Origin of the sequence: Flavobacterium sp. (genome assembly GCF_035299245.1) — a bacterium.
Taxonomy (GTDB): domain Bacteria; phylum Bacteroidota; class Bacteroidia; order Flavobacteriales; family Flavobacteriaceae; genus Flavobacterium.
Genome location: NZ_DATGWY010000004.1, coordinates 213,009 through 236,409, shown reverse-complemented (window position 1 = coordinate 236,409; position 23,401 = coordinate 213,009). Strand labels below are relative to the sequence as shown.

Genomic DNA, 23,401 nt, shown 5'->3' with positions numbered 1-23,401 from the left:
AATATTTTAAAAGAAATTATTTTACTAATTTCACTTCAACTCTTCTGTTGTTAGCTTTACCAGCTTTAGTTTTGTTAGTGTCAATTGGCATAGACTCACCAAAACCTTTAGATGATAATCTTGAAGAAGCAATACCTTTTTCGATTAAATAATCTTTAACCGCAGCCGCTCTGTTTTCAGATAACGTTTGGTTAGCAGCATCTTTACCGTCACTGTCTGTGTGACCTTCGATAGAGAAGTTAGCTGTTGGGTATTCTTTCAAGATAGCAACGATAGCTTCTAATACTGGGTAAGTTCTTTGTTGGAACGTAGCTTTGTTAGTATCGAATAAAATCGTTTTAGCATAATCGTTTAATCTTTTGATAGCTTCGTCAGAAACTTCTGGACAACCTTTGTTAGCTACAGTACCTTTAACATCTGGACATTTGTCATCTTTGTCAAGTACACCGTCACCATCTTTGTCTGGCCAAGGACAACCATTATTTTCTTTTGGACCTTTAACATCTGGACAATTATCTTTTTTGTCAGTGATACCATCACCGTCAGCATCTGGACAACCTTGTAATGATTTGATACCAGCAACATCTGGACAAGCATCATCTTTATCAGCAATACCATCACCATCAGTATCAGGACAACCTTTCATTTCTACTGAACCTGCATCATTTGGACAATCATCTTCACTATCTTGAAGACCATCACCATCTGTATCAGGACAACCATTAAATTGTTTTAATCCAAATACTGTAGGACAAGTATCATCTTTGTCATAAATTCCGTCATTATCAGTATCTTTTGCTCCGAATTTGAATGTTAATCCAGCAGAGTGTTGTAAATGTGATGGAACATCAACATTTGGAAATCTTGCATCATCAAACGAATGTTTGTATGTAGAAACCCAAGAAAGACCTACTTGCTCAGTGAACCACAAAGTTAAACCTAAACCTCCGTTTAAAGTACCTGCAGAAGCATCACCAAACCAAGTATAACCTCCACCAATGTGAGCAGAAGGATCAATAACTTTAGATTTCAATAATCCATTAAAGCTATATTTAACAACAGCATCTGCTGCATAATAACTTAAATCACCTGGGTTTACAACTGGATAATCTCCAGGAACTTCAGGTCTTTCACCTACCATTTTAGTAATCTTGTTTACAGAACCAGTAACACCGAAAGAAAAATTATCTCCTACGTATCTTGATACTCCAATAGTAGATACAGAAGGTATAATGCTCCAATACTTTTTAGCGTCAAAATACTGAGAAAATTGATCTTCTAATTTTGATGCAGCGCTAACTCTGCCTCCGTCTACCGCGTTTGCACCAAACGAAATAGCCCATTTGTTATTGCTATCCTGTGCTTGAGTGCTAAAAGCAGCTACTAAAAGCAACGCAGCAAATAATTTGTTAAGATGTTTCATACTTAAATTTTGTTTAATTATAATGGTTATAATGCGACAAAAGTAACACCAATAAATGAATTATCAAAATATTGTAGACAAAATTCTATAATTAAAATTAATTTGTCCTATATGATTTCTAATGTTTTACCTACTTCTGTGAACGCTTTGATTGCCTTGTCTAAATGTTCTTTTGAATGTGCTGCAGATAATTGTACTCGTATTCTTGCTTTGTCCTTTGGAACAACAGGATAAAAGAATCCAATAACATAAATTCCTTTCTTCAGCAATTCATCAGCCATGACTTGTGATAACTTTGCATCGTAAAGCATTACTGGAACAATAGCCGAATCTCCGTCAATAATATCAAAACCAGCACTTTTCATTCCTTGTTTGAAGTAGTTAGTATTCCATTCTAATTTATCTCTCAATGAAGTATCTTTCTTCAATAATTCAAAAACCTTCAAAGATGCCCCAACAATAGCTGGCGCTAATGAATTGGAGAACAAGTAAGGTCGTGAACGTTGTCGTAAAATTTCAATGATTTCCTTTTTTGCTGTTGTGTAGCCACCCATTGCTCCACCCAATGCTTTACCTAACGTTCCTGTGATAATGTCTACTCTTCCCATGACACCTTTGGCTTCCATTGTTCCTTTTCCTGTGGCACCAATAAACCCTGCAGCATGACATTCATCTACCATAACCATTGCATCGTATTGATCGGCCAAGTCGCAAATTTTATCCAACGGAGCAACCAAACCATCCATTGAGAAAACTCCATCAGTTACGATTAATTTGAATCTTCTGCCTTCTTGGGTTGCTTTGATGAGTTGCTGTTCTAAATCTTCCATATTAGAGTTTTCATAACGATAACGCGCTGCTTTGCATAAGCGCACACCATCAATAATCGATGCGTGATTCAAACTATCTGAAATGATACAATCTTCTTCTCCTAACAATGGTTCGAAAACTCCACCATTGGCATCAAATGCAGCTGCGTACAAAATAGTGTCTTCGGTTCCGTAAAACTCAGCAATTGCTTTTTCTAATGACTTATGAATGTCTTGAGTTCCGCAAATGAATCGCACAGATGACATTCCGAAACCATGAGAGTCTAAAGCGTCTTTGGCGGCTTGAATCACTTCTGGATGCGATGATAATCCCAAATAATTGTTGGCACAAAAATTCAGGACCGTTTCTCCGTTTACAGTAATTTCTGCACCTTGTGGCGAAGTAATAATGCGTTCTTTTTTGAATAATCCGTTGTTTTGAATTGCATCCAATTCGTTTTGAAGATGTTGTTTTATTTTACCGTACATAGTTGTTTATTTTATTTTACAAATGTATAATTTTGATTTCTTCTCCAATGTATACCAGTACTTTTTTTGTCACCTTATACCCCATTTCTTCTATTGATAAGGCATAATTTTCAACTTGCTCTTTGTGCTTTAAAAGCGGTTCACCTGTTTTGTAGTCGAGCAAGAAAACCTCATTATTGGGTCGGATAACAATTCTGTCTGGTTTCGACAAGCCTTCTTTTTTCTGGATGATTGTTTTTTCGTTCAATACTTTGCCTTCCTCAGTAAAAAAATCAATCAACTCGGGATGAAAAACAATTTTACTAGAACTTTCCAAAATGGTTTCTTTCTGATTTTTCTCTATCAAACCACTTTCTAACGCTTTTGTTATTGCCAATTCTACATCATTTTTCGTTTTGACGTGCGATAAAATTTCGTGTAAAAGATTACCGTACTCTATGGCTTTTTGTTGTTTGGTGTCCCACATCAAGCTTTCTTTTTGCGCAATTTTGATGCCGTTAGGGTTGTACTCGGAATACCTTTGTGGCGTAATTTTAGTGTTGATTTCTATAGATTTGTTTGAAGATAGTTTTGTCTTACTTCCCAATTCATATTCTAACTCATCTTCTTTGAAACGATGAGTTTCATTTAAATATTCCACAAAAAAAGAGGCTAAATTGTTGGGATAATTTCCGTCTTTGGTTGGTTTTACTTCCGATGAAATGATGTACAATTGCTCTTCAGCTCGTGTTAAAGCCACATAAAGCACATTGATGTTATCTAGTAATTTTTCTTGCTCTTTTTGATGGTATACTTCGGATGCTTCTTCGCCAAACGATTCCACACTTTTATTTTTTGCAACCAATGCTTTGGGCAATCCAATCACTGATTCGTCGGCTTCGAGCCATAGTTTTTCTTGCTTGGTCAAGGCATAATTTTCTTCAGCAAATGGAAAAATAACTACCGGAAACTCCAGTCCTTTTGATTTGTGAATGGTCATGATTTTTACCGCGTCATTTCCTTCGGGCGATGGAATACTTAATGAATCGCTTTTGCTTTCCCAGAAATTCAAAAACTCCGAAATTCCGAATTGATTTCGAATGTCTTTTTCCAGAATAATATCTAAAAAGTACTGAACGTACGCGTTTCTCTTTTTAATTGGAATTACTTTCGAAATGATGGTTTCTGTAGCTTCGTACAACGATTTTTTTCGAAGGTTTTTAAAGTTCAAATCGACTCCAAATTGCGTCAACCAGGCTTGAAATTCAACTTCACTTTTGTGTTCCATTCCCTGAAAAATAAAATCGTGAATTGAAGATTTATCTTGATTGTTTTTGGACAAATAATACAGTAAATTCGACTTCGCCTCCAAGTTATTAAAGTTATTCATATATCGTAATGTATGAATAATAACTTTTACTTCTGAAGAGGCAGACAATAAAAGACTTTCCGATGAAACAATGGGCACGTTTTCTTCAGTTAAAAATCGTGCTGCAAGGGTTGCTTTTTTGTTGTTTCGTGTTAAAATTACAATGTCTTTATACTGAAAACCCAACTGAATAATTTGATCGATTGTGCTTAAAATTTTAGTGCAATACTGTTGGTCTTTATCGAGGTTTTCTTCGTCGTTTTCAGGTTCAGATTCGGCTGTATTTTCTTTTGGTAGAAACGAAATGGAAACATATCCTCCTTTTTTGTCATTTTGTTTTTGATGACTGTGATTTTCGTATAAATCTTTGTAATCTTCGTTGGTGAATTTTGATGATAAAATTTTGAAAAACTCGTTATTGAAATCGATGATTTGAGAATAACTTCGGTAATTGGTATCGAGTGAAAACAACTTTTTATCCGGATTCACAAATGGATTTTCGTCTTTACTCAACTCGATGAATTGTTCTGCTTTTCCGCCGCGCCAACGGTAAATCGATTGTTTGGGATCGCCTACAATGAGCAACGAACCGCGTTCACCATTCAAATCTTCGCTCGATAATGAATTGTCAATCAGCGGAATCAAATTGTGCCACTGCATTAACGAAGTATCTTGAAACTCGTCGATGAAAAAGTGTTTGTATTTTTCGCCCATTCGCTCGTAAATAAAAGGCGCAGGCTGATTTTGAATCTGCTCGTTGATTAATTTATTGAATTCGGTTATCGAAAGGATGTTTTTCTCTTTCTGAATTTCGGTCAACTGATTACTCAAGGTATTCAAAAGCGACAATGGAGTTATATTTTTAAGAAACGCTTCGTAAAAATATTTCTTTTCTAATTTGGGATAGATTTGACTTAACAATTGGAGTAATTGTGGAATAATTGCTTCAATAATTGCTCTGTCTGAAGCGTTTTTGTTGATGGCAATCGAATCAACTTCGGTAAATTTTTTATCTTTTGCTTTCGGATTGGACTCGATAATATAATTCAAATGATTCGGGAAAGTTCCGCGTGAAAATGATTTGAGGTCAATTCCGTTCTGCTCGATTAAACTCAGTGCTTGCTTTGCCAAATCAACGGTTTGCTTTTCTAAATCGGCACACAATTGAACCAATTTTGATTTGATGAGAACAAAATCTTCTATTTTTTTTTCGTGAAAATGAATGATTTCCTCGCGATTGTTTTCGTTGAGCAGCAATTGCCCTGTTTCCATGATTTCTCGTGAAACGTCCCAACTTTTATCGTCGTTGGTTTTTTCCAAGGTATAATCAACTAGTAATTTGGTGATTTCTTCGTCTTCTCCGGCTTTGGCGATGATGGCATCAACTGCTTCAGTCAATAGTGTTTCTGTATCGAGGGAAACTTCAAAAGTGATGGGCAATTTTAAATCGTGTGCAAAAGCGCGTATGACTTTGTGGGTAAATTTATCGATGGTAGAAATATCAAAAGCCGCATAATTGTGAATTAGGTTTTTGATGATGTTTTTTGCTTTCGAATGGATTTCATTGAGCGATAATCCAGCTTCAGAAGCGATGGTTTGCATTAAATCCTGTGCTTTTTCGGAAGGATGGTCTTTGGCAAATTCCGACAAACTCGTAACCACTCTGCTTTTCATTTCGTGAACCGCTTTGTTGGTAAACGTAATGGCGAGGATGTTTCGGTACGCGTCTAATTTTTTGGAGAGCAGAATAATTTTTAGGTATTCTTTCACCAAAGTATAGGTTTTGCCCGAACCTGCAGATGCGTCGTAGATGGAGAATGCTGGTTTAACCATAGTTATTGAGCAACCCTTCAAGAGTTTGAAACTCTTGAAGGGTTTGGATTTTTAATTTGATAAATATAATTCAATTTTGAGTCTTCTCCGAAATATTCTACTTCTTGTTCACCTACTTTAGTAGCTCCGATTTTCTCGATAGCTTTTTGTGAGCGGAAATTCTGTGCTCCGATGTGAAAATAGACTGTGTCTACAAATTGAAAAGCATAATCGAGCATGAGCTTTTTCAACGCTTTGTTGTAGCCATTTCCCCAGAATTTTCTGCCGATAAACGTGTAACCAATTAAAATGGAATTGTCGTTTTCATCAAAATCGTAAAAACGTGAACTTCCTACCACTTCATTGGTTTGTGCATCGCGGACTAAAAATGCGCCTTTGGATTGCATCGCGCCTTCGAAGAAATTTTGAAAAACTTCTCTTTGGTAACGCAATTTGTTGGGATGTTGTTCCCATACTAATGGGTCGGACGCTACACGATACAATTCCTCAAAATCGTTTTCTTGTAAAGGAAACAACTGAATTAAATCGGTTTTCAAGTGTTCGGGTTGAAGGTTGAATTTCATACTACTACTAATGCCTAGCCCTGATTGCAGTGGAAATCCTTTTTTGTCCTTGGCCTTTGCTTGGGACGACAAAAAAGATTGGAACGAAAAGCAGGAAACAGCTTCAAAAAAAAGAAACAATTATGTTAACATTTGTAAAATCTATTGTTAATGATTTCGCTATGCGAAGTTAAATGATTAAATTTGAATTCAATTTAGTATTAATCTTAAAAAAAGATATCATGGCTTTTGAATTACCACAATTACCTTATTCGTATGATGCTTTAGAACCGCATATTGATGCACGCACTATGGAAATTCATCATACAAAACACCATAACGCTTACACAACCAATTTAAACGCTGCTGTTGCAGGAACCGATTTAGAAGGAAAAACGATAGAAAATATTTTAATTAACTTGGATATGAAAAACGCGGCTGTTCGTAATAATGGCGGTGGATTTTATAACCACAACTTATTCTGGAGAGTGATGTCACCTAATGGTGGTGGATTGCCAAAAGGTGAGTTGTTGGAAGCAATTGAAAGGGATTTTAAATCGTTTGACGAATTCAAAGCGCAATTTGCTAAAGCTGGAGCGACTCGTTTTGGTTCGGGTTGGGCTTGGTTGTGCGTTCACAAAGGCGGGAAATTAGAAGTATGTTCTACTCCAAACCAAGATAATCCATTAATGCCTGATACGGGTTGTGGAGGTTTTCCTATTTTAGGAATGGATGTTTGGGAACACGCTTACTATTTGAACTACCAAAACCGTCGTCCTGATTATATTGAGGCTTTTTTCAATGTAATCAATTGGGAAGAAGTGACGCGTTTGTATGTAACTGAAAAATAAAGTTATTTTTGTCCTGAATTATAAAAACCGTTCCGAGATTTTGTCGGAACGGTTTTTTTATGTTAAAAAGGCATCCGCAAGAGCGAATGCCTTTTTGCCCCAAATCTACCATTAAACTTAACCTACTAAATTCTATGGTAGAACGAAAATACTACCTAGAACAGTAAAAACAAGCGATTTGAATGGGATTATATTGGGATGATAGGCAAATACGAGTACAATTTACCTTTTTGAAAGTGAGACTATTATAAAATAAAAAAGGTGAAAAATAAATTTCACCTTTTTTGCCCCAAATCTACCATAAACTTAACCTACTAATGCTATGGTTCACCAAATGTAGTTGGGAGTCGATGAACAGTAAAAAATATTTGTTAAAATACTAAATTAATCGACGAACTACACTTTTTGTTAAATTTTAATACGCTCGAGCGTCTTTTCCTTCGTAAAAATTCATAAAAGCGCGGTTGACCACACGGTTTCCACCCGGAGTTGGATAGTCACCAGTGAAGTACCAATCGCCTAAATTTTTAGGACACGCTTTGTGAAGGTTTTCTACCGATTGAAATATGATTTTTACTTCCGCTTTGATGTCTTCAGAATTCAATAACTCGGCGATCTTGTTTGAAATTTCCATATCGCTAAATGGCGAATATATTTCTGACACGTAATTGACTACTTCTGAGTCTTTTAAGTTCTCTTGAGCTTTGCATTTTTTGTACACTTCATCTACAATGTGATACTGATTGCGTTCCTTCAATAACTCAATTGCGGCTTGAAAAGCTACTAAGCCTTCGAGCTTTGCCATATCGATTCCGTAGCAATCAGGATAGCGAATTTGCGGCGCGGATGACACTACAACTATTCGTTTTGGATTCAAACGGTCCATCATTTTGAGAATACTTTTCTTTAAAGTAGTTCCGCGAACGATACTATCATCAATAATGACCAAATTATCCGTTGGGCGAATTACGCCGTAGGTCACATCGTAAACGTGTGCCACCAAATCATCGCGACTGCTATCATCGGTAATAAACGTTCGAAGTTTGGCATCTTTAATGGCGATTTTCTCTGTTCTGATTTTAACGGCTAATAATTCTTCTAACGAATCTTTGGTTAATTTTTTCCGATTATCGAGGATGAATTTATTTTTTCGTTGATTTAAGAAATCATTGGCCGCTTCGACCATTCCGTAAAACGAAGTTTCGGCTGTATTGGGAATGTAAGAGAAAACCGTATTGTCCGTATCGTCATCAATGGCTTCTAAAACGGCTGGTAAAATTAATTTTCCGAGTTCTTTTCGTTCTTGGTAAATTTCGGCATCGCTTCCGCGTGAAAAATAGATGCGTTCAAACGAACACGCTTTTTTTACAGAAGGTTCGATGATTTCTTCTTCGGTAACCGTTCCGTTCTTTTTGATGATTAACGCATTTCCGGGTTGTAATTCTTGTACTTTTTCAAAAGGAACATTGAAAACGGTTTGGATCACAGGTCGTTCAGAAGCAACCACTACAATTTCGTCGTCTTCGTAAAAATACGCTGGACGAATTCCGGCTGGATCTCTAAAAACAAAAGCGTCACCATGACCAAAAAGTCCGGCCATCGCATAACCGCCGTCCCAACCTTTGGAAGCGCGTTTTAAAATTTTGGCAACCGGCAGTTTCTCTGCAATTACCGGAGAAGCTTCTCTTTTGGATAAGCCGTTGTTTTTGCATTCTTGGTACAAATCAGTTACCTCATCGTCTAAGAAATGTCCGATTTTTTCCATCACAGTAACCGTGTCTGCCATTTCTTTGGGATGTTGTCCTAATTCAACCAAACTGTTGAATAATTCTTTAACGTTGGTCATGTTGAAATTTCCCGCCACAATCAAATTTCGGTGCATCCAATTGTTTTGACGAAGAAATGGATGAACGCTTTCGATACTGTTTTTACCGAAAGTTCCGTAGCGAACATGTCCTAAAAAAAGTTCTCCTATGTACGGAATATTCGCTTTTTGTAAAGCTACGTTATTGGCATATTCGGGATGTGCAGTCATTTCGTCGTTGATGCGATCATTGATTTGTTTGAAAACATCTTGAATCGCTTGAGCGTCGTTAGAACGAACTCGACTGATGTAGCGTTCGCCTGCTTCGACATCCAATTTGATAGATGCAAATCCGGCACCATCTTGTCCGCGGTTGTGTTGCTTTTCCATCAGAAGGTACATTTTCTGTATTCCGTAGAAAGCCGAACCGTATTTTTCTTTGTAGAACTCTAGCGGTTTCTTTAATCGTAAAAGTGCAATTCCACATTCGTGTTTGATTGCGTCACTCATTGTTGTAGTTGTTTATGTTGTGTTGTTCAATTTTGCCACAGATTCACTGTTTTTTTTAAAGTTCATTGTAAATAAAATCTGCGAATCTGTGGCTTTCTTAATAAAAAATGCCCCGAAATTTCGAGGCATAAAGTTATTATAATTCTATTTCAAATTGTGTTAACGCTTTGAATTGTTTTAATCTATTTTTTACTTCGGCTTCTTTCAGTTCTACCATACGCTCGGTTCCGAATTTCTCCACACAGAACGAAGCTAAGTTCGATCCTTGAATAATTGCGGTTTTCATGGTTTCAAAGGAAATGTCGCCTTGTTGCGTGATGTAGCCTGCAAATCCACCAGCAAATGTATCGCCTGCACCCGTTGGATCAAATACGTCGGCCAAAGGCAATGCTGGAGCAAAGAAAATATGTTCGTTGTGGAACAACAATGCGCCGTGTTCTCCTTTTTTAATCACCACGTATTTTGGACCCATAGTATGGATTTTAGCTGCGGCTTTCACTAATGAATATTCACCTGATAATTGGCGTGCTTCTTCATCGTTAATGGTAATTACGTCTACGCGTTTGATTACGTCTAACAATTCAGGTAACGCACAATCCATCCAGAAGTTCATTGTGTCCAAAACTACCAATTTTGGTGTTGAAGTCATTTGATTCAATACACCCGTTTGTACTAATGGATGTAAGTTTCCTAACATCACCACATCGGCATTTTTGTAATTTTCGGGAACAATCGGATTGAAATCGGCCAATACATTAAGCTCTGTTGCTAAGGTGTCGCGCGAGTTCATATCGTTGTGGTAACGACCGCTCCAAAAGAAGGTTTTTCCACCTTGAACTATTTCAAGACCCGAAATATCGATGTTTCTATCGGTTAGTAAATCCAAATATTCTTGCGGAAAATCATCACCTACAACAGAAACAATAGCCGATTGTAAATTAAAATGCGAAGCGGATAAACCGATGAAAGTTCCTGCTCCACCCAATATTTTGTCTGTTTTCCCGAAAGGCGTTTCGATGGCATCAAAAGCAACCGTTCCTACTATTAAAAGTTTGTTCATTAAATTGTCATTGCGAGATTTCGAAGCAATCTCAAATTAAAGGCGCAAAGGTAATTATTAATTGATAATTAACAATGGACAATTGATAATTAGGAAGCTAATGAAAAATTAAGATGTGTTAGTCATTATTAATTGTCAATTGTCCATTATCCATTGACTCATAAAATTCATCTATTGATAAATTCGGCAAACCCGAAGCATAAACGGCCAATTCATCACAACGTTCGTTTTGAGGATGATTGTTGTGGCCTTTGATCCATTTGAAATCGACTTGGTGTTTGCGGTAAATTTTGAGGAAGCGCATCCATAAATCGGGGTTTTTCTTGCCAGCGAAGTTTTTCTTTTCCCAGCCAAACACCCATTTTTTTTCTACAGCATCGACCACGTATTTCGAATCGGAAATCACTAAAACAGTCATATTAGGGTTTTTTAGCTTTTCCAGACCAACAATTACCGCTAATAATTCCATTCTATTATTTGTAGTAAGCCGAAATCCTTCGTAGAATTCTTTTTTGTAATTGGTGCCTACTAATTCCATAACTACGCCATAACCTCCGTTTCCAGGGTTTCCTTTGGCTGCGCCGTCGGTGTAGATGTGGACTTGATGGTTCAAGTGAATAGTAATTAGTGATTAGTGATTAGTCGTTCAATAACAAGAGGAAAAAACCTGTGTTCCAATTCGTGTACTTTCTCGGCAATTTGCTCGGGAGTAGTACATTCTTCAATATTGACTGATTGTTGGAAGATGCTTCCGCCTTCATCATAATGTTCGTTTACAAAATGAATGGTAATTCCGGTTTCCTTCTCTTTATTTTCCAAAACCGCTTTATGCACGTTCATTCCATACATTCCTTTTCCCCCATAATTGGGTAAAAGTGCGGGATGAATGTTGATGACTTTATTGGGAAACTCTTTAATAATGTGCTCAGGGAATTTTAGTAGAAATCCGGCCAAAACAATTAAATCAGGCTGAATGTCTTTTAATTGCCGTAGAACCAGTCCTTGGGAAAGCTCTTCTTTATTGAAAATCAACGCTTTTACATTGTGATTTTTTGCTCTTTCTACTACTTTGGCATGTGGATTGTTAGTGAAGACAGCGACCACGTTACTTTGACTTCCTTTATTGAAATGTACTATGATGTTTTCGGCATTTGTGCCCGAACCTGAAGCAAATAGTACGATCTTTTTCATCTGTTGTTAATATAAGTGTAACTAGCTGTAAATAATGCACTGCGCCTCATTGATTCACTATTTGTATATGTAATCATTAATCCAATCAAATGATGCCAATCTATTTCAGCAAAACGCACACAAAAAAAAGAATAATAAATGATAATTAATAATATAATTGAAGCCAATTTTAAAATATTTTTTTTACTTTCGTGGTCACATTTATTAACTAAAATGTTGTTTTAAAATAAAGTTTTTTATTTTTGCCAACAAATTAAAATTAAAAATTAGAAATTATGTCAGACATTGCATCAAGAGTTAAAGCGATTATCGTAGACAAATTAGGAGTTGACGAAAACGAAGTTGTAACAGAAGCAAGCTTCACAAACGATTTAGGAGCTGATTCATTAGACACTGTTGAGCTTATTATGGAATTCGAAAAAGAGTTCGATATTCAAATTCCAGACGATCAAGCAGAAAACATTGCTACTGTTGGTCAAGCTATTTCTTACATCGAAGAAGCTAAGAAATAATAAATTTACAAACCCGTAAACAACTTTTTTGATTACGGGTTTTTATTATTTTAAAAAATTAACTTATTTTTGATTGAATTTCAATCACACTATATTGAAATACCCTTGTCTCTTTATATTTAACCTAAAGATTACATGGGTATTATTTGTTTAAAAGATTACTAAAATAAAATTATATGCAATTAAAAAGAGTTGTTGTAACTGGACTTGGAGCTTTAACCCCAATTGGAAATTCGGTAGAAGAATATTGGGATGGTTTAGTAAATGGTAAAAGCGGAGCCGCTCCAATCACCTATTATGATACTGAAAAGCATAAAACAAAATTTGCTTGCGAAGTCAAAAATTTCAACATTGAAGATTTTGTCGATCGTAAAGAATCTCGAAGAATGGACAAATTTGCTCAGTATGCCATTGCAGCTAGTGAAGAGGCCATTAAAGACGCTGGAATTACAGATGAAAACGTAAACAAACAGCGTGTTGGAGTAATTTGGGGCGCTGGAATTGGTGGTTTAGAAACCTTCCAAGACGAAGTGATGAGTTATGCTCAAGGCGATGGAACTCCACGTTTCAACCCATTCTTTATCCCAAAAATGATTGCCGATATTGCTCCTGCACACATCTCGATGCGCAACGGTTTTATGGGTCCAAATTATACTACAGTTTCAGCTTGTGCTTCTTCTGCCAATGCTTTAATTGACGCTTTTAATTACATTCGTTTAGGCATGTGTGACGTCATCATTTCGGGTGGTTCGGAAGCTGCGGTTACTATCGCTGGAATGGGCGGATTCAATTCAATGCAAGCGTTATCAACTCGTAATGAAAGTCCGGAAACTGCTTCACGACCATTTGACGCAACACGCGACGGATTTGTGTTAGGCGAAGGTGCTGGCGCATTGGTTTTAGAAGAATTAGAACACGCAAAAGCTCGCGGCGCTAAAATTTACTGTGAAATTGGCGGTGGCGGAATGTCATCGGATGCATATCACTTAACTGCTCCACATCCGGAAGGAATTGGTGTAATTGCTGTGATGGAAAACACTTTGCGCGACGCTGGAATGAAACCAGAAGAAGTAGATCATATCAATACGCACGGAACATCAACTCCATTGGGTGATGTGGCCGAATTGAAAGCGATTAGTCATGTATTTGGTGATCATGCGAAAAACATCAACATCAATTCAACCAAATCAATGACCGGACATTTATTAGGTGCGGCTGGTGCGATCGAAGCGATTGCTTCTATTTTGGCTATGAAACACGGAATTGTTCCTCCAACAATCAATCACTCTGTAGTTGATGAAAATATTGATCCTTCATTAAATCTTACTTTAAATAAGGCGCAAAAAAGAGACATTAAAGTAGCCATGAGTAATACTTTTGGTTTTGGTGGCCACAATGCCTGCGTTCTTTTTAGAAAATTAGAGTCGTAATTGTATGCGCTTTATCAACAAAATATTTCCAAAAAAATCCCGCTCTTCTGAAGACGGGAATTTTTTTGCCACAGTTGAAAAAATCATCGGCTCTAAACCCAATAATCTCCGATTTTACAGAAAAGCATTTACTCATCGTTCCTCAAACAAAGTAGACGACAAAGGAAATCCGATTAATTATGAACGTTTAGAGTTTTTGGGTGATTCGATGTTGAGTTCGGTTATTGCTGCCTATCTATATAAAGAAGCACCTTTGGGCGACGAAGGTTATTTGACCAAAATGAGATCGAAAATTGTAAGTCGGGAACATTTAAATGAATTGGGGCGCGATTTGAATTTGATTGATCATGTAGAAAGCAAAGTGCCTTTTTCTCACTTTGGAGAAAACATTCACGGGAACATTTTTGAAGCTTTAGTAGGAGCTATTTTTTTAGACAAAGGCTATTCGGGTTGTGAAGAATTCATCCAAAAAAGAGTCATTATTCCTTATGTAGATATTACACGGTTGGAAGGTAAAGTTATCAGTTACAAAAGTTTACTAATCGAATGGTGTCAGAAAGAAAAAAAGAATTTCAACTACGAAATAGTTGATGACAATGGCAATGACGGTCAAAAACATTTTGCTGTAAAACTTTCCATCGATAACAAACTCATTGCAAAAGCCAGAGCAACTTCTAAAAAGAAAGCCGAAGAAATTGCCTCCAAAAGAGCCTATTTTTCGTTTCAGGAAAAAATTGATAACAAAAGCTAACTTTTTCTGAAAGCTACATCGTTTTCGTTCATAAAATATCGTTAATCTGAACGAGCATTACTTAATTGTAACGGCATAAATACTATATTTACATCTTATTTTTAGGCGAAATGAGTGCTCTTAAATTACACATTGAAGAATTTGACGACATTGATTTTCAACTGGTAGCCATTCATACTTCATTAGAAGATTATCGATTGGCTTATTTTATAAATCAGGTTGCAACGTTGAATTTATCGAAGTGCAATTCAGAAATCAACATTAAAAATGAAGCAGGCGAAACCACGTTTACTCATTTTATTTTTGAAGATGAAAAAAAAGATGTTTGTTGGAATTTAATTCAGAATAAGACTGAAATTCTATCCACCAAAAAACAACAAGGACAAGGGCTTTTTGCCGAAACGGAGCAGCAAGTTTTAACTAAAATCTATCTTTTACCAGAGTATCGAAAAGTAGATTATTTTTTAAAAATTGAAAATGCCTACGAAAGTCAAAGTGTGCAAACTGTGCTCTCAAAAATAAATACCATCGATCGAGTAAATACGGCTTATTTAGTTGATCCTGAAAAAATAAAATCAAAAAATAATTTAATTTTTTAATAATGCCAACAAGAAAAAAAACGAAAATTGTAGCTACACTTGGTCCAGCATGTAGTACCAAAGAGGTTATAAAAGATATGATTGATGCTGGAGTAAATGTTTTTAGAATTAATTTTTCTCATGCTGACTACACTGATGTTAAAGAACGAATTGACATAATTAGAGGTTTAAACAATGAATTTGGTTACACTACCGCCATTTTAGCCGATTTACAAGGTCCGAAACTGAGAGTTGGTGTAATGAAAGAGGATGTGGTAGTAAAACCAGGCGACATCATCACCTTTCAAACGGCAGAAGACGTTCCCGGAACTGCCGAAAGAGTGTACATGAATTACAAAGAGTTTCCAAGAGATGTAAATCCAGGTGAACGCGTTCTTTTGGACGATGGAAAATTGATGTTCGAAGCTCTTGAAACCAACGGAACTACTGAAGTGGTTTGCAAAGTAATTCAAGGCGGACCATTAAAATCGAAAAAAGGAGTTAATCTCCCGAATACTAAAGTTTCGCTTCCAGCATTGACCAAAAAAGACATCAAAGACGCTCTTTTTGCTATTGAAAATAAAGTAGATTGGATTGCTTTATCGTTTGTTAGAACTCCAGCCGATTTAGAAGAATTACAAGATTTAATTGCTAAAAATTCAGAGCACAAAATTCCGATTGTAGCCAAGATTGAAAAACCAGAAGCAGTAGAAAACATAGATAAAATCGTCGCTTTCTGTGATGGTTTGATGGTAGCTCGTGGTGATTTGGGAGTTGAAATTCCGGCTCACGAAGTTCCGTTAATTCAGAAAAAATTAATTCACAGAGCCAAAACAGCTCGAATTCCGGTAATTGTGGCAACGCAAATGATGGAGACGATGATTACCAGTTTGACTCCAACACGTGCTGAAGTAAATGACGTTGCTAACTCGGTCATGGATGGAGCCGATGCTGTGATGCTTTCTGGGGAAACATCAGTAGGAAGTTATCCGGTTCAAGTAATCGAAAAAATGACACAAATCATTGAAGCAGTTGAAGATTCACCTCTGATTCAAGTTCCGCAAAATCCACCTCACGTTAGAACCAAACGATTCATCACTAAATCCATTTGTTATCACGCGGCAGTCATGGCAAATGAAATTCACGCCAAAGCAATTTCTACCTTAACGAATAGCGGTTATACAGCGTTTCAAATTTCGGCTTGGCGACCTAAATCACACATTTTAGTATACACTTCCAACAAAAGAATTCTCACACAACTGAACTTACTTTGGGGTGTTAATGCCTTTTATTATGATAAGTTTGTGAGCACTGATGATACAGTAGAAGACATCAATCATATTGCTAAAGAAAACGGATTTGTAAAAAAAGGTGATATGCTCATCAACTTAGCAGCAATGCCTGTTGTAGCAAAAGGAATGGTGAATACACTTCGTATTTCTGAAATAGAATAAGCACCTTTTTAATTGTTTAAAACTCGTCTTTCGAAACTCATTTTGCATTAAAAAATTACTTATTTTTACTGCAATTAACAGCCAAAAATAAATTTAAGATGAGTACAGAGAAAGACGCCAAATTAAAAGCACTACAACTTACATTAGACAAATTAGACAAAACGTACGGTAAAGGAACCGTAATGAAAATGGGCGATAAAGCCGTTGAAGAAGTAGAAATTATTCCTTCTGGTTCTTTAGGGCTTGATTTAGCATTGGGTGTAAACGGTTATCCTAAAGGACGAATTATTGAAATATACGGTCCGGAATCTTCTGGAAAAACCACTCTTACATTACATGCTATTGCCGAAGCCCAAAAAGCAGGTGGAATTGCTGCTTTTATTGATGCGGAACACGCATTTGATCGTTTTTATGCCGAAAAATTAGGAATTGACATTGATAACTTAATCATTTCTCAACCTGATAACGGTGAACAAGCGCTAGAGATCGCTGAAAATTTAATTCGTTCGGGAGCAATTGATATCGTTGTAATTGACTCGGTTGCTGCATTAACTCCGAAAAGCGAAATTGAAGGCGAAATGGGTGATTCTAAAATGGGATTACACGCCCGATTAATGTCACAAGCACTTCGAAAACTTACTGGAACCATCAGCAAAACACATTGTACAGTTTTCTTCATCAACCAATTGAGAGAAAAAATCGGAGTAATGTTTGGAAACCCAGAAACTACTACAGGTGGAAACGCTTTAAAATTCTACGCTTCGGTTCGTTTGGACATTAGAAGATCATCTCAAATTAAAGACGGTGAAAATGTGATTGGAAACAGAACCAAAGTAAAAGTGGTCAAAAATAAAGTGGCACCACCATTTAAGACCGCCGAATTCGACATCATGTATGGCGAAGGAGTTTCAAAAACAGGTGAAATTTTAGACTTAGCCGTTGAATTTGAAATCATCAAAAAGGCAGGTTCATGGTTCAGTTATGGAGATACCAAATTAGGTCAAGGGCGAGATGCTGTAAAACTGCTCATTAAAGACAATCCAGAATTAGCAGATGAACTCGAGCAAAAAATTAAAGAGCTCATCAAAGAAAATAACGCTTAAAAATTTCATCCCGATTGTATCGGGATGTTTTTTTTAAATTTAGACGCAACCTTTTTTATAAATTTGAATCTGAACATAAAAACAAATAGTAATATGAAAAAAATAATTTCTGTTGTAGTTATAAGTTTTTTATTATTCTCTTGCAGTAGTGAAGGAGATAACTACAGAGTTGTAACATTACCAATTGCAAAAGTTGAACCAGAAACTGCTTTTGCAAAAGACAGTGTAACTGAAATAACAGTTAAATACTTAAGACCTTCAAATTGTCATTTTTACGAAGACTTTTATTATGATCGCTATGAATTTACAAGAGTAGTTGCCATTTATAATATTGAAATGGATCGTAATGATTGTCAGGTGTTAGAAAACGATACTGTATCAGTACCTTTAAAATTCAAGCCAACCCAATTAGGCACGTACTATTTTAAATTTTGGAAAGGCACAAATGAAACCACAGGAGAGGAAGAATTCATTGAATTAACAGCCGAAGTAAACCATTAAAACACAACCTTGAGTATAGAACAACTCATAAATGATTGCCAAAAAAATGATGTAAAAGCTCAAGAACAATTATATAGGTTATACGCTCCAAAATTGTTTTCTGTAAGCTTAAAATATTCTCGTAACTATACCGAAGCACAAGATAATTTACAAGATGGTTTTTTAATTATTTTTAGAAATATTCATAAATACTCATTCAAAGGTTCATTCGATGGATGGATAAAAAGAGTCCTAACCAATCATATTTTACAACAATACAGAAAAGAAGCGTTCTTAAATATTGTAGATGAAAATTTGCCCGAAGTGGTTGAAATGGAAATTGACAGCGAAAGTGTCTCTTCCGAATATTTAATGAAAATTATTCAAGAATTACCCGATCGTTATCGATTAGTGTTTAATTTATATGTTTTAGATGGTTATTCGCATCAAGAAATAGCCGAACTATTGAGTATTAACATTGGGACATCAAAATCAAATTTGTCAAGAGCAAAAATGATTTTAAAAGAAAAAATAGAACTACATACTGGCACTAAAAAAATGCCACAAGTAAAATGAGTGAAAGAAAAAATTTAGAACATCTTTTTCAGGAAAAATTAGAACACTTTGAAGTTGTACCACCCGAAGAATTGTGGACTAACATTGAAGCAGAACTGAAAAAAGACAAGAAAAAAAGAAGAATCATTCCAATTTGGTGGAAACTCTCGGGTATTGCTGCTCTGTTGATAGTAGGGTTTGGTATACTTACAACTGTTACAAATAGGAAAAATCCAAATGAGATTAATGGAACAACACCAATTGTAACTAAAGAAAAAAACAGCTCAAACGAAAATTCAGCTACTAGCTCTTCTAAAAATCCTGAAGGAATAACCAAAAGTAAAGAAAATGTTCCGTTTGATGCTAGTTCTGTTAAAACCCAAATCGCTGATGTAAATCCTTCAGAAGAAGAAAATAATACGGCTAAAACAAGTAAGTCAAACAACAATCAAAATTCAGTAGGTTTAACTAAACAAAAAGAAAAAAATTCGATTGCATCACATTCTAAAAATACAACCCAAAAACTAAAAACTAAAAACCAAATTGAAATTAATACCGTAAATAATTCTGAAGCAGTTGTAGAGGTAGATCATAATAACTCAATTAAAAAGGAAAAAAATACCATTAACTCGACAGAAAAAAAATCTTCGGGTGAACAAAATAGTCAAGTAACATTGACTCACCCTAACAATATCCAAGAAGAAAAAATTGCTATGAAAAATTCAAAAGATATTGATCAAACAAAAGGTGACATTATTAAAAAATCAGATTCAACAGCGCTTGCTACTGTTGAGCCTAATGCGATGGAAGAATTGCTTAAAGGAAAAGAAAAAGAAAGCACCCAGAAACAAAAAATAAACAGGTGGCAAGTTACACCTAATCTGGCTCCTGTTTATTTTGGGTCTTTCGCTAATGGTTCGCCTTTGGACGATATGCTGAATTCAAACACTAAAACCTATAATACCAATATGAGTTATGGTGTTGGTGTGAATTATGCCGTTTCCAAAAAAGTAAAAATCAGAACCGGAATTAATGTTCTTAATGTAGATTATGATACTCAAGGGATTGTGTTTTATCAGCAGGAAAATGCCAAAACCATGAAAAATATTAACCCAACAACTCAAGGTGCGATGATTCAGATTAAACCTTTATCGTATGTTGATACTCAATTAGATCGTGTAGTTAGCGAACGTTTTGATGGTGTTTTGACCCAAAAGATGGGTTACATTGAAATGCCCGTTGAACTCTCGTATAAAGTTCTAGACAAAAAATTCGGCGTAGAATTAATTGGCGGATTCAGTACATTATACCTCAATAATAATGAAGTTTTCCTAAAAACTGATGGGTTTAATCTGAAAATTGGTGAAGCGAATAATTTGAACAATATTCATTTCAGTTCTAATTTCGGAGTTGGATTTAACTATAAACTATTTAAAAATTTTGACGCTCGAATTGAACCGTCATTCAAATATCAAATCAATACGTTTTCATCTACAACCGAATTCAGACCTTACATTTTTGGTGTGTATTCGGGTGTAAGTTATCGATTTTAGGTTAGTTTCTGTTTAAAATTAGTTAAGTGGTGTTATTGCTTTCGGGTAATAGCAAGAAAGAGTGCTCGGCCAAGCACTCTTTTTTTATTGATTGTATTCTAATAGTTGATTCAAAATTACTGCACGAGTTTGTTCTTTTATTTTGACTTTATCTGCCGAGGTCAATCCTTTTGTTTCTATAAAATGATGCACTTTGGCTCGCATTTTTCCCGGACTTCCACTAAAAAAAGTATACGATAATCGCTTAATATTATCTGGAAAAGTCATCGGAACAATCGGAATCTGATGCTCAATTGCCAATCGGAATGCTCCGTCTTTAAATTCATCCAACAATATGTGTTCTTCTGGAACTTTCCCTTCTGGGAAAATACAAATACTCAATCCTTGATTCAATCGTTTTTGAGCTCTTGCATACACTTCCATCCGACTTTTCTGGCTGGTTCTGTCCACCAAAATACAAGTTCGCTTGTAAAAAAATCCAAAAAGCGGAATCTTAACCAATTCTTTTTTTCCCACAAATACAAACGGATTTTTATTGATCGCCAACATCAACATAATATCGGTCATTGAGGTATGATTGGCGCAAAACATATAACTTTTTCCTAATTGGGTTTCTTCTTCTCGTTCTACTTTATAGTAAAATCCCATTCCAAACAATATGAACTTTGCCCAAATTCGAGCCAACTTAAAGAAAAAAGGATATAATTTTTCAGACGATATCGATATCAAAAGTAGCGGAAACATCAGTATTATGGGAAGTGCAATCAAAACGTAAAACCATACGCGCCACAATATCCAAAAAATCATTTTTAGTAGTCTCATACTCCAAAAATAAACAAACATGTGGAATTTTTCATACAAAGACTTAACTTTGCTGAAATATTAGTTCACAATGGCAAAAATACTCACCGGAATTCAAAGTACAGGCACACCACACTTAGGAAATTTATTAGGCGCGATTCTTCCTGCTATTCAATTATCTGAAAAAGCAGAAAACCAGTCGTTTCTTTTCATAGCCGATTTACATTCGATTACACAAATCAAAAATGGCGACGAATTAAGAGGAAACACCTACAGCACCGCGGCAGTTTGGTTAGCGTGTGGTTTAGATGTTAAAAAGGTTGTTTTCTACCGACAAAGCGATGTGCCTCAAACGGCCGAATTGTCTTGGTACTTAAGCTGTTTTTTCCCCTATAAAAGACTGACTTTGGCACATTCATTTAAAGATAAAAAATCTCGATTAGACGATGTAAATTCAGGATTATTTACTTATCCAATGTTAATGGCAGCTGATATTCTATTGTACGATGCCGAGTATGTTCCAGTTGGAAAAGATCAAAAGCAACACATCGAAATTACTCGTGATGTGGCTTCTCGTTTCAACCATCAAATGGGTGAAACTTTTGTATTGCCGAAAGCTAAAATTCAAAAAGAAACCATGTACGTTCCCGGAACTGATGGTCATAAAATGAGTAAATCACGCGGCAACATCATCAATATTTTTCTAGATGATAAAGCGCTGCGCAAACAAATCATGAGTATACAAAGCGACAGTACACCTTTGGAAGAACCCAAAAACCCTGATACTTGTAAAATATTTGCTATTTATAAACTATTGGCAAATAAAGAGCAAACAGAAGAAATGAGAAAAAAATATCAAAATATCAATAAGAATTTTGGTTATGGTCATGCAAAAGAAGAACTGTTCCAATTGATTCTTAAACGCTTTAAAAACGAAAGGAAAAAATACAATTTTTACATGAATAATCTTCATAAAGTGGATGCATTACTAAAAAAAGGAGCCGTAAAAGCAGGTATTTGTGCCGATGAAGTTTTAGAACGTGTTCGTGAGAAATTAGGTTTTAAAACACAAAAGCAAAAAAAATCTTTAAATAAAAAGCATCAGGAGTAATTCGATTATTACAAGAATTTTTTGCGAATCACTTTTAAATCGACTCGAACAATTTCCCAGGCAACGGTCGAATGACGCCTTTGAGTTCCATATTCAAAAGCAAAGACGACAATTTATATACTGGAAAATCACAATCTAAAGCAACTACATCCAATAGTTGCTTTCCGTTTTTTTGGAGGTAATCGTACACTTTTTGTTCTTCATAATCCAACGTCACAAACAATTGTTTTTGAATGGTTTTGATTTCATCCTTTGACTCCAATTCCCAATTGAGAATGTAAATCAAATCGGCCGCCGAAGTCAACAAATGTGCTCGTTGCGTTTTGATTAAATCATTACAACCTTGGCTCAATTTATCGGTTGTTCGCCCGGGAACAGCAAAAACATCTCGATTGTATTCGCTGGCCATCGTTGCAGTAATGAGCGAACCGCCTTTTTCGGCACTTTCAATTACAATTGTGGCTTCCGAAATTCCGGCAACAATTCGATTCCGACGTACAAAATTTTCCTTTTCTGGGTTGGATGTACTCCAAAATTCGGTCAAAAACCCACCGTTTTGCTCCATTTTGGCAATGTACTTTTTGTGTGTTTTCGGGTAAATCTGATTCATACCATGCGCCAAAACACCAATGGTTTGCAAATCAAAATCCATTGCAGTTTGATGAGCAACTATATCAACGCCATAGGCAAATCCGCTGACAATAATTGGATTCAAAGGCGCTAAATCTTCGATTAGTTTTTTACAAAAATCCGTTCCATACGAAGTAATCTGTCGTGTTCCAACTATACTGATTACCCGACGCGTATTCCAATTGATGTTTCCTGTAGAAAAGAGCAAAACCGGACCATCAACACAGTGTTTCAATCGTTCGGGATAATCCTCTTCAAGAAAATAAACCACTTTGATGTTGTTTTCTTTGATGTAATTGAATTCGGAAACCGCTTTTTCAAAGGTGTATTTGTCTTTCAGTTTTTTGAGTAAAACAGAGCCAATACCATCAATTCCTTTCAAAAAAGAAGCTTTTGAATTGAAAATATTTTCGGCTGAACCACAATGATTTATGAGTTTTTTGGCAATGATATCGCCTACTCCATCGGTTTTTAAGAGTGCTAGTGCGTGTACTAATTCTGTATCGGTCATTGAAAAAATAATAGAAATCTAAAATAGTCACTTTTTCCGAATTGTTAATAATTTTTGTGAATAATATTTTGC

21 protein-coding genes are annotated in these 23,401 nt (G+C 35.8%); 11 read left to right on the top strand and 10 right to left on the bottom strand.

What is annotated here, in order from left to right; translation table 11 throughout:
- Positions 1 to 16: 16 nt before the first annotated feature.
- From VK161_RS02705 to VK161_RS02690, 4 genes are all read right to left on the bottom strand, one after another.
- A complete protein-coding gene (locus VK161_RS02705; protein ID WP_324213216.1) occupies positions 17 to 1,423 on the bottom strand; it encodes an OmpA family protein in 1,407 nt (468 codons plus the stop codon).
- Between the two features lie 107 nt (positions 1,424 to 1,530).
- Entirely contained in the window at positions 1,531 to 2,721 is a 1,191-nt protein-coding gene (kbl, locus tag VK161_RS02700) for a glycine C-acetyltransferase (protein ID WP_324213215.1), read from the bottom strand.
- Between the two features lie 16 nt (positions 2,722 to 2,737).
- Positions 2,738 to 5,902 carry a UvrD-helicase domain-containing protein gene (locus VK161_RS02695; RefSeq protein ID WP_324213214.1) on the bottom strand — a complete coding sequence of 1,055 codons (3,165 nt, stop codon included), beginning with the start codon at positions 5,900 to 5,902 and terminating at the stop codon, positions 2,738 to 2,740.
- Between the two features lie 17 nt (positions 5,903 to 5,919).
- Positions 5,920 to 6,465: a GNAT family N-acetyltransferase gene (locus VK161_RS02690; protein WP_324213213.1), complete on the bottom strand. Its 546-nt coding sequence runs from the start codon at positions 6,463 to 6,465 to the stop codon at positions 5,920 to 5,922.
- Positions 6,466 to 6,686: 221 nt separating this feature from the next.
- Here VK161_RS02690 and VK161_RS02685 point away from each other — a divergent pair, with 221 nt between their 5' ends.
- Positions 6,687 to 7,295, top strand: coding sequence for a superoxide dismutase (locus tag VK161_RS02685; protein ID WP_324213212.1), 609 nt, complete (start codon positions 6,687 to 6,689; stop codon positions 7,293 to 7,295).
- Between the two features lie 415 nt (positions 7,296 to 7,710).
- On the opposite strand, the gene VK161_RS02680 is transcribed toward VK161_RS02685, so the two are convergent.
- From VK161_RS02680 to VK161_RS02665, 4 genes are all read right to left on the bottom strand, one after another.
- Positions 7,711 to 9,609: an amidophosphoribosyltransferase gene (locus VK161_RS02680; protein ID WP_324213211.1), complete on the bottom strand. Its 1,899-nt coding sequence runs from the start codon at positions 9,607 to 9,609 to the stop codon at positions 7,711 to 7,713.
- A gap of 136 nt (positions 9,610 to 9,745) precedes the next feature.
- A complete protein-coding gene (locus VK161_RS02675) occupies positions 9,746 to 10,669 on the bottom strand; it encodes a PfkB family carbohydrate kinase (protein WP_324213210.1) in 924 nt (307 codons plus the stop codon).
- A 118-nt stretch (positions 10,670 to 10,787) separates the two neighbouring features.
- Complete coding sequence (rnhA, locus tag VK161_RS02670; RefSeq protein WP_324213209.1) at positions 10,788 to 11,282, bottom strand: ribonuclease HI; 495 nt, start codon at positions 11,280 to 11,282, stop codon at positions 10,788 to 10,790.
- Positions 11,283 to 11,293: 11 nt separating this feature from the next.
- Positions 11,294 to 11,860 (bottom strand): phosphoribosylglycinamide formyltransferase, encoded by a 567-nt coding sequence (locus VK161_RS02665; RefSeq protein ID WP_324213208.1) that lies wholly within the window; start codon positions 11,858 to 11,860, stop codon positions 11,294 to 11,296.
- Between the two features lie 275 nt (positions 11,861 to 12,135).
- Between VK161_RS02665 and VK161_RS02660 the strand changes: the two genes are divergently transcribed.
- The 9 genes from VK161_RS02660 to VK161_RS02620 all read left to right on the top strand — a co-directional run bounded on the left by VK161_RS02660 (position 12,136) and on the right by VK161_RS02620 (position 20,276).
- The gene (locus VK161_RS02660; protein WP_007137004.1) at positions 12,136 to 12,372 is read left to right on the top strand and encodes an acyl carrier protein; all 237 of its coding nucleotides are present in this window, start codon (positions 12,136 to 12,138) and stop codon (positions 12,370 to 12,372) included.
- Positions 12,373 to 12,548: 176 nt separating this feature from the next.
- Entirely contained in the window at positions 12,549 to 13,802 is a 1,254-nt protein-coding gene (gene fabF / locus VK161_RS02655; protein WP_324213207.1) for a beta-ketoacyl-ACP synthase II, read from the top strand.
- Positions 13,803 to 13,806: 4 nt separating this feature from the next.
- The gene (gene rnc / locus VK161_RS02650) at positions 13,807 to 14,553 is read left to right on the top strand and encodes a ribonuclease III (protein WP_324213206.1); all 747 of its coding nucleotides are present in this window, start codon (positions 13,807 to 13,809) and stop codon (positions 14,551 to 14,553) included.
- A 110-nt stretch (positions 14,554 to 14,663) separates the two neighbouring features.
- A complete protein-coding gene (locus VK161_RS02645; protein ID WP_324213205.1) occupies positions 14,664 to 15,152 on the top strand; it encodes an IPExxxVDY family protein in 489 nt (162 codons plus the stop codon).
- A 2-nt stretch (positions 15,153 to 15,154) separates the two neighbouring features.
- Positions 15,155 to 16,585, top strand: a complete 1,431-nt coding sequence (gene pyk, locus VK161_RS02640) for a pyruvate kinase (protein WP_324213204.1) — start codon at positions 15,155 to 15,157, stop codon at positions 16,583 to 16,585.
- A gap of 98 nt (positions 16,586 to 16,683) precedes the next feature.
- The gene (gene recA / locus VK161_RS02635) at positions 16,684 to 17,688 is read left to right on the top strand and encodes a recombinase RecA (protein WP_324213203.1); all 1,005 of its coding nucleotides are present in this window, start codon (positions 16,684 to 16,686) and stop codon (positions 17,686 to 17,688) included.
- A 93-nt stretch (positions 17,689 to 17,781) separates the two neighbouring features.
- Positions 17,782 to 18,189, top strand: coding sequence for a hypothetical protein (locus VK161_RS02630; RefSeq protein ID WP_324213202.1), 408 nt, complete (start codon positions 17,782 to 17,784; stop codon positions 18,187 to 18,189).
- A gap of 9 nt (positions 18,190 to 18,198) precedes the next feature.
- Positions 18,199 to 18,744: a sigma-70 family RNA polymerase sigma factor gene (locus VK161_RS02625; protein ID WP_324213201.1), complete on the top strand. Its 546-nt coding sequence runs from the start codon at positions 18,199 to 18,201 to the stop codon at positions 18,742 to 18,744.
- Positions 18,741 to 20,276, top strand: a complete 1,536-nt coding sequence (locus VK161_RS02620) for an outer membrane beta-barrel protein (RefSeq protein WP_324213200.1) — start codon at positions 18,741 to 18,743, stop codon at positions 20,274 to 20,276. Before VK161_RS02625 ends, VK161_RS02620 begins: the two co-directional genes overlap by 4 nt.
- A gap of 84 nt (positions 20,277 to 20,360) precedes the next feature.
- Here the strand turns inward: VK161_RS02620 and VK161_RS02615 are convergent, their stop codons facing one another.
- Entirely contained in the window at positions 20,361 to 21,098 is a 738-nt protein-coding gene (locus VK161_RS02615; protein WP_324213199.1) for a lysophospholipid acyltransferase family protein, read from the bottom strand.
- A gap of 70 nt (positions 21,099 to 21,168) precedes the next feature.
- On the opposite strand from VK161_RS02615, the gene trpS reads away from it, so the two are divergent.
- The gene (gene trpS, locus VK161_RS02610; RefSeq protein ID WP_324213198.1) at positions 21,169 to 22,188 is read left to right on the top strand and encodes a tryptophan--tRNA ligase; all 1,020 of its coding nucleotides are present in this window, start codon (positions 21,169 to 21,171) and stop codon (positions 22,186 to 22,188) included.
- A 34-nt stretch (positions 22,189 to 22,222) separates the two neighbouring features.
- Here trpS and dprA read toward each other — a convergent pair whose 3' ends face one another.
- Positions 22,223 to 23,329 (bottom strand): DNA-processing protein DprA, encoded by a 1,107-nt coding sequence (gene dprA / locus VK161_RS02605; RefSeq protein WP_324213197.1) that lies wholly within the window; start codon positions 23,327 to 23,329, stop codon positions 22,223 to 22,225.
- Positions 23,330 to 23,401 lie beyond the last annotated feature (72 nt).

What these genes read in the sequence shown, in the direction of transcription:
- VK161_RS02705 (WP_324213216.1), bottom strand. Translation starts at nt 1,423, where the DNA reads ATGAAACATCTTAACAAATTATTTGCTGCGTTGCTTTTAGTAGCTGCT.
- kbl (WP_324213215.1), bottom strand. Translation starts at nt 2,721, where the DNA reads ATGTACGGTAAAATAAAACAACATCTTCAAAACGAATTGGATGCAATT.
- VK161_RS02695 (WP_324213214.1), bottom strand. Translation starts at nt 5,902, where the DNA reads ATGGTTAAACCAGCATTCTCCATCTACGACGCATCTGCAGGTTCGGGC.
- VK161_RS02690 (WP_324213213.1), bottom strand. Translation starts at nt 6,465, where the DNA reads ATGAAATTCAACCTTCAACCCGAACACTTGAAAACCGATTTAATTCAG.
- VK161_RS02685 (WP_324213212.1), top strand. Translation starts at nt 6,687, where the DNA reads ATGGCTTTTGAATTACCACAATTACCTTATTCGTATGATGCTTTAGAA.
- VK161_RS02680 (WP_324213211.1), bottom strand. Translation starts at nt 9,609, where the DNA reads ATGAGTGACGCAATCAAACACGAATGTGGAATTGCACTTTTACGATTA.
- VK161_RS02675 (WP_324213210.1), bottom strand. Translation starts at nt 10,669, where the DNA reads ATGAACAAACTTTTAATAGTAGGAACGGTTGCTTTTGATGCCATCGAA.
- VK161_RS02665 (WP_324213208.1), bottom strand. Translation starts at nt 11,860, where the DNA reads ATGAAAAAGATCGTACTATTTGCTTCAGGTTCGGGCACAAATGCCGAA.
- VK161_RS02660 (WP_007137004.1), top strand. Translation starts at nt 12,136, where the DNA reads ATGTCAGACATTGCATCAAGAGTTAAAGCGATTATCGTAGACAAATTA.
- fabF (WP_324213207.1), top strand. Translation starts at nt 12,549, where the DNA reads ATGCAATTAAAAAGAGTTGTTGTAACTGGACTTGGAGCTTTAACCCCA.
- rnc (WP_324213206.1), top strand. Translation starts at nt 13,807, where the DNA reads ATGCGCTTTATCAACAAAATATTTCCAAAAAAATCCCGCTCTTCTGAA.
- VK161_RS02645 (WP_324213205.1), top strand. Translation starts at nt 14,664, where the DNA reads ATGAGTGCTCTTAAATTACACATTGAAGAATTTGACGACATTGATTTT.
- pyk (WP_324213204.1), top strand. Translation starts at nt 15,155, where the DNA reads ATGCCAACAAGAAAAAAAACGAAAATTGTAGCTACACTTGGTCCAGCA.
- recA (WP_324213203.1), top strand. Translation starts at nt 16,684, where the DNA reads ATGAGTACAGAGAAAGACGCCAAATTAAAAGCACTACAACTTACATTA.
- VK161_RS02630 (WP_324213202.1), top strand. Translation starts at nt 17,782, where the DNA reads ATGAAAAAAATAATTTCTGTTGTAGTTATAAGTTTTTTATTATTCTCT.
- VK161_RS02620 (WP_324213200.1), top strand. Translation starts at nt 18,741, where the DNA reads ATGAGTGAAAGAAAAAATTTAGAACATCTTTTTCAGGAAAAATTAGAA.
- VK161_RS02615 (WP_324213199.1), bottom strand. Translation starts at nt 21,098, where the DNA reads ATGAGACTACTAAAAATGATTTTTTGGATATTGTGGCGCGTATGGTTT.
- trpS (WP_324213198.1), top strand. Translation starts at nt 21,169, where the DNA reads ATGGCAAAAATACTCACCGGAATTCAAAGTACAGGCACACCACACTTA.
- dprA (WP_324213197.1), bottom strand. Translation starts at nt 23,329, where the DNA reads ATGACCGATACAGAATTAGTACACGCACTAGCACTCTTAAAAACCGAT.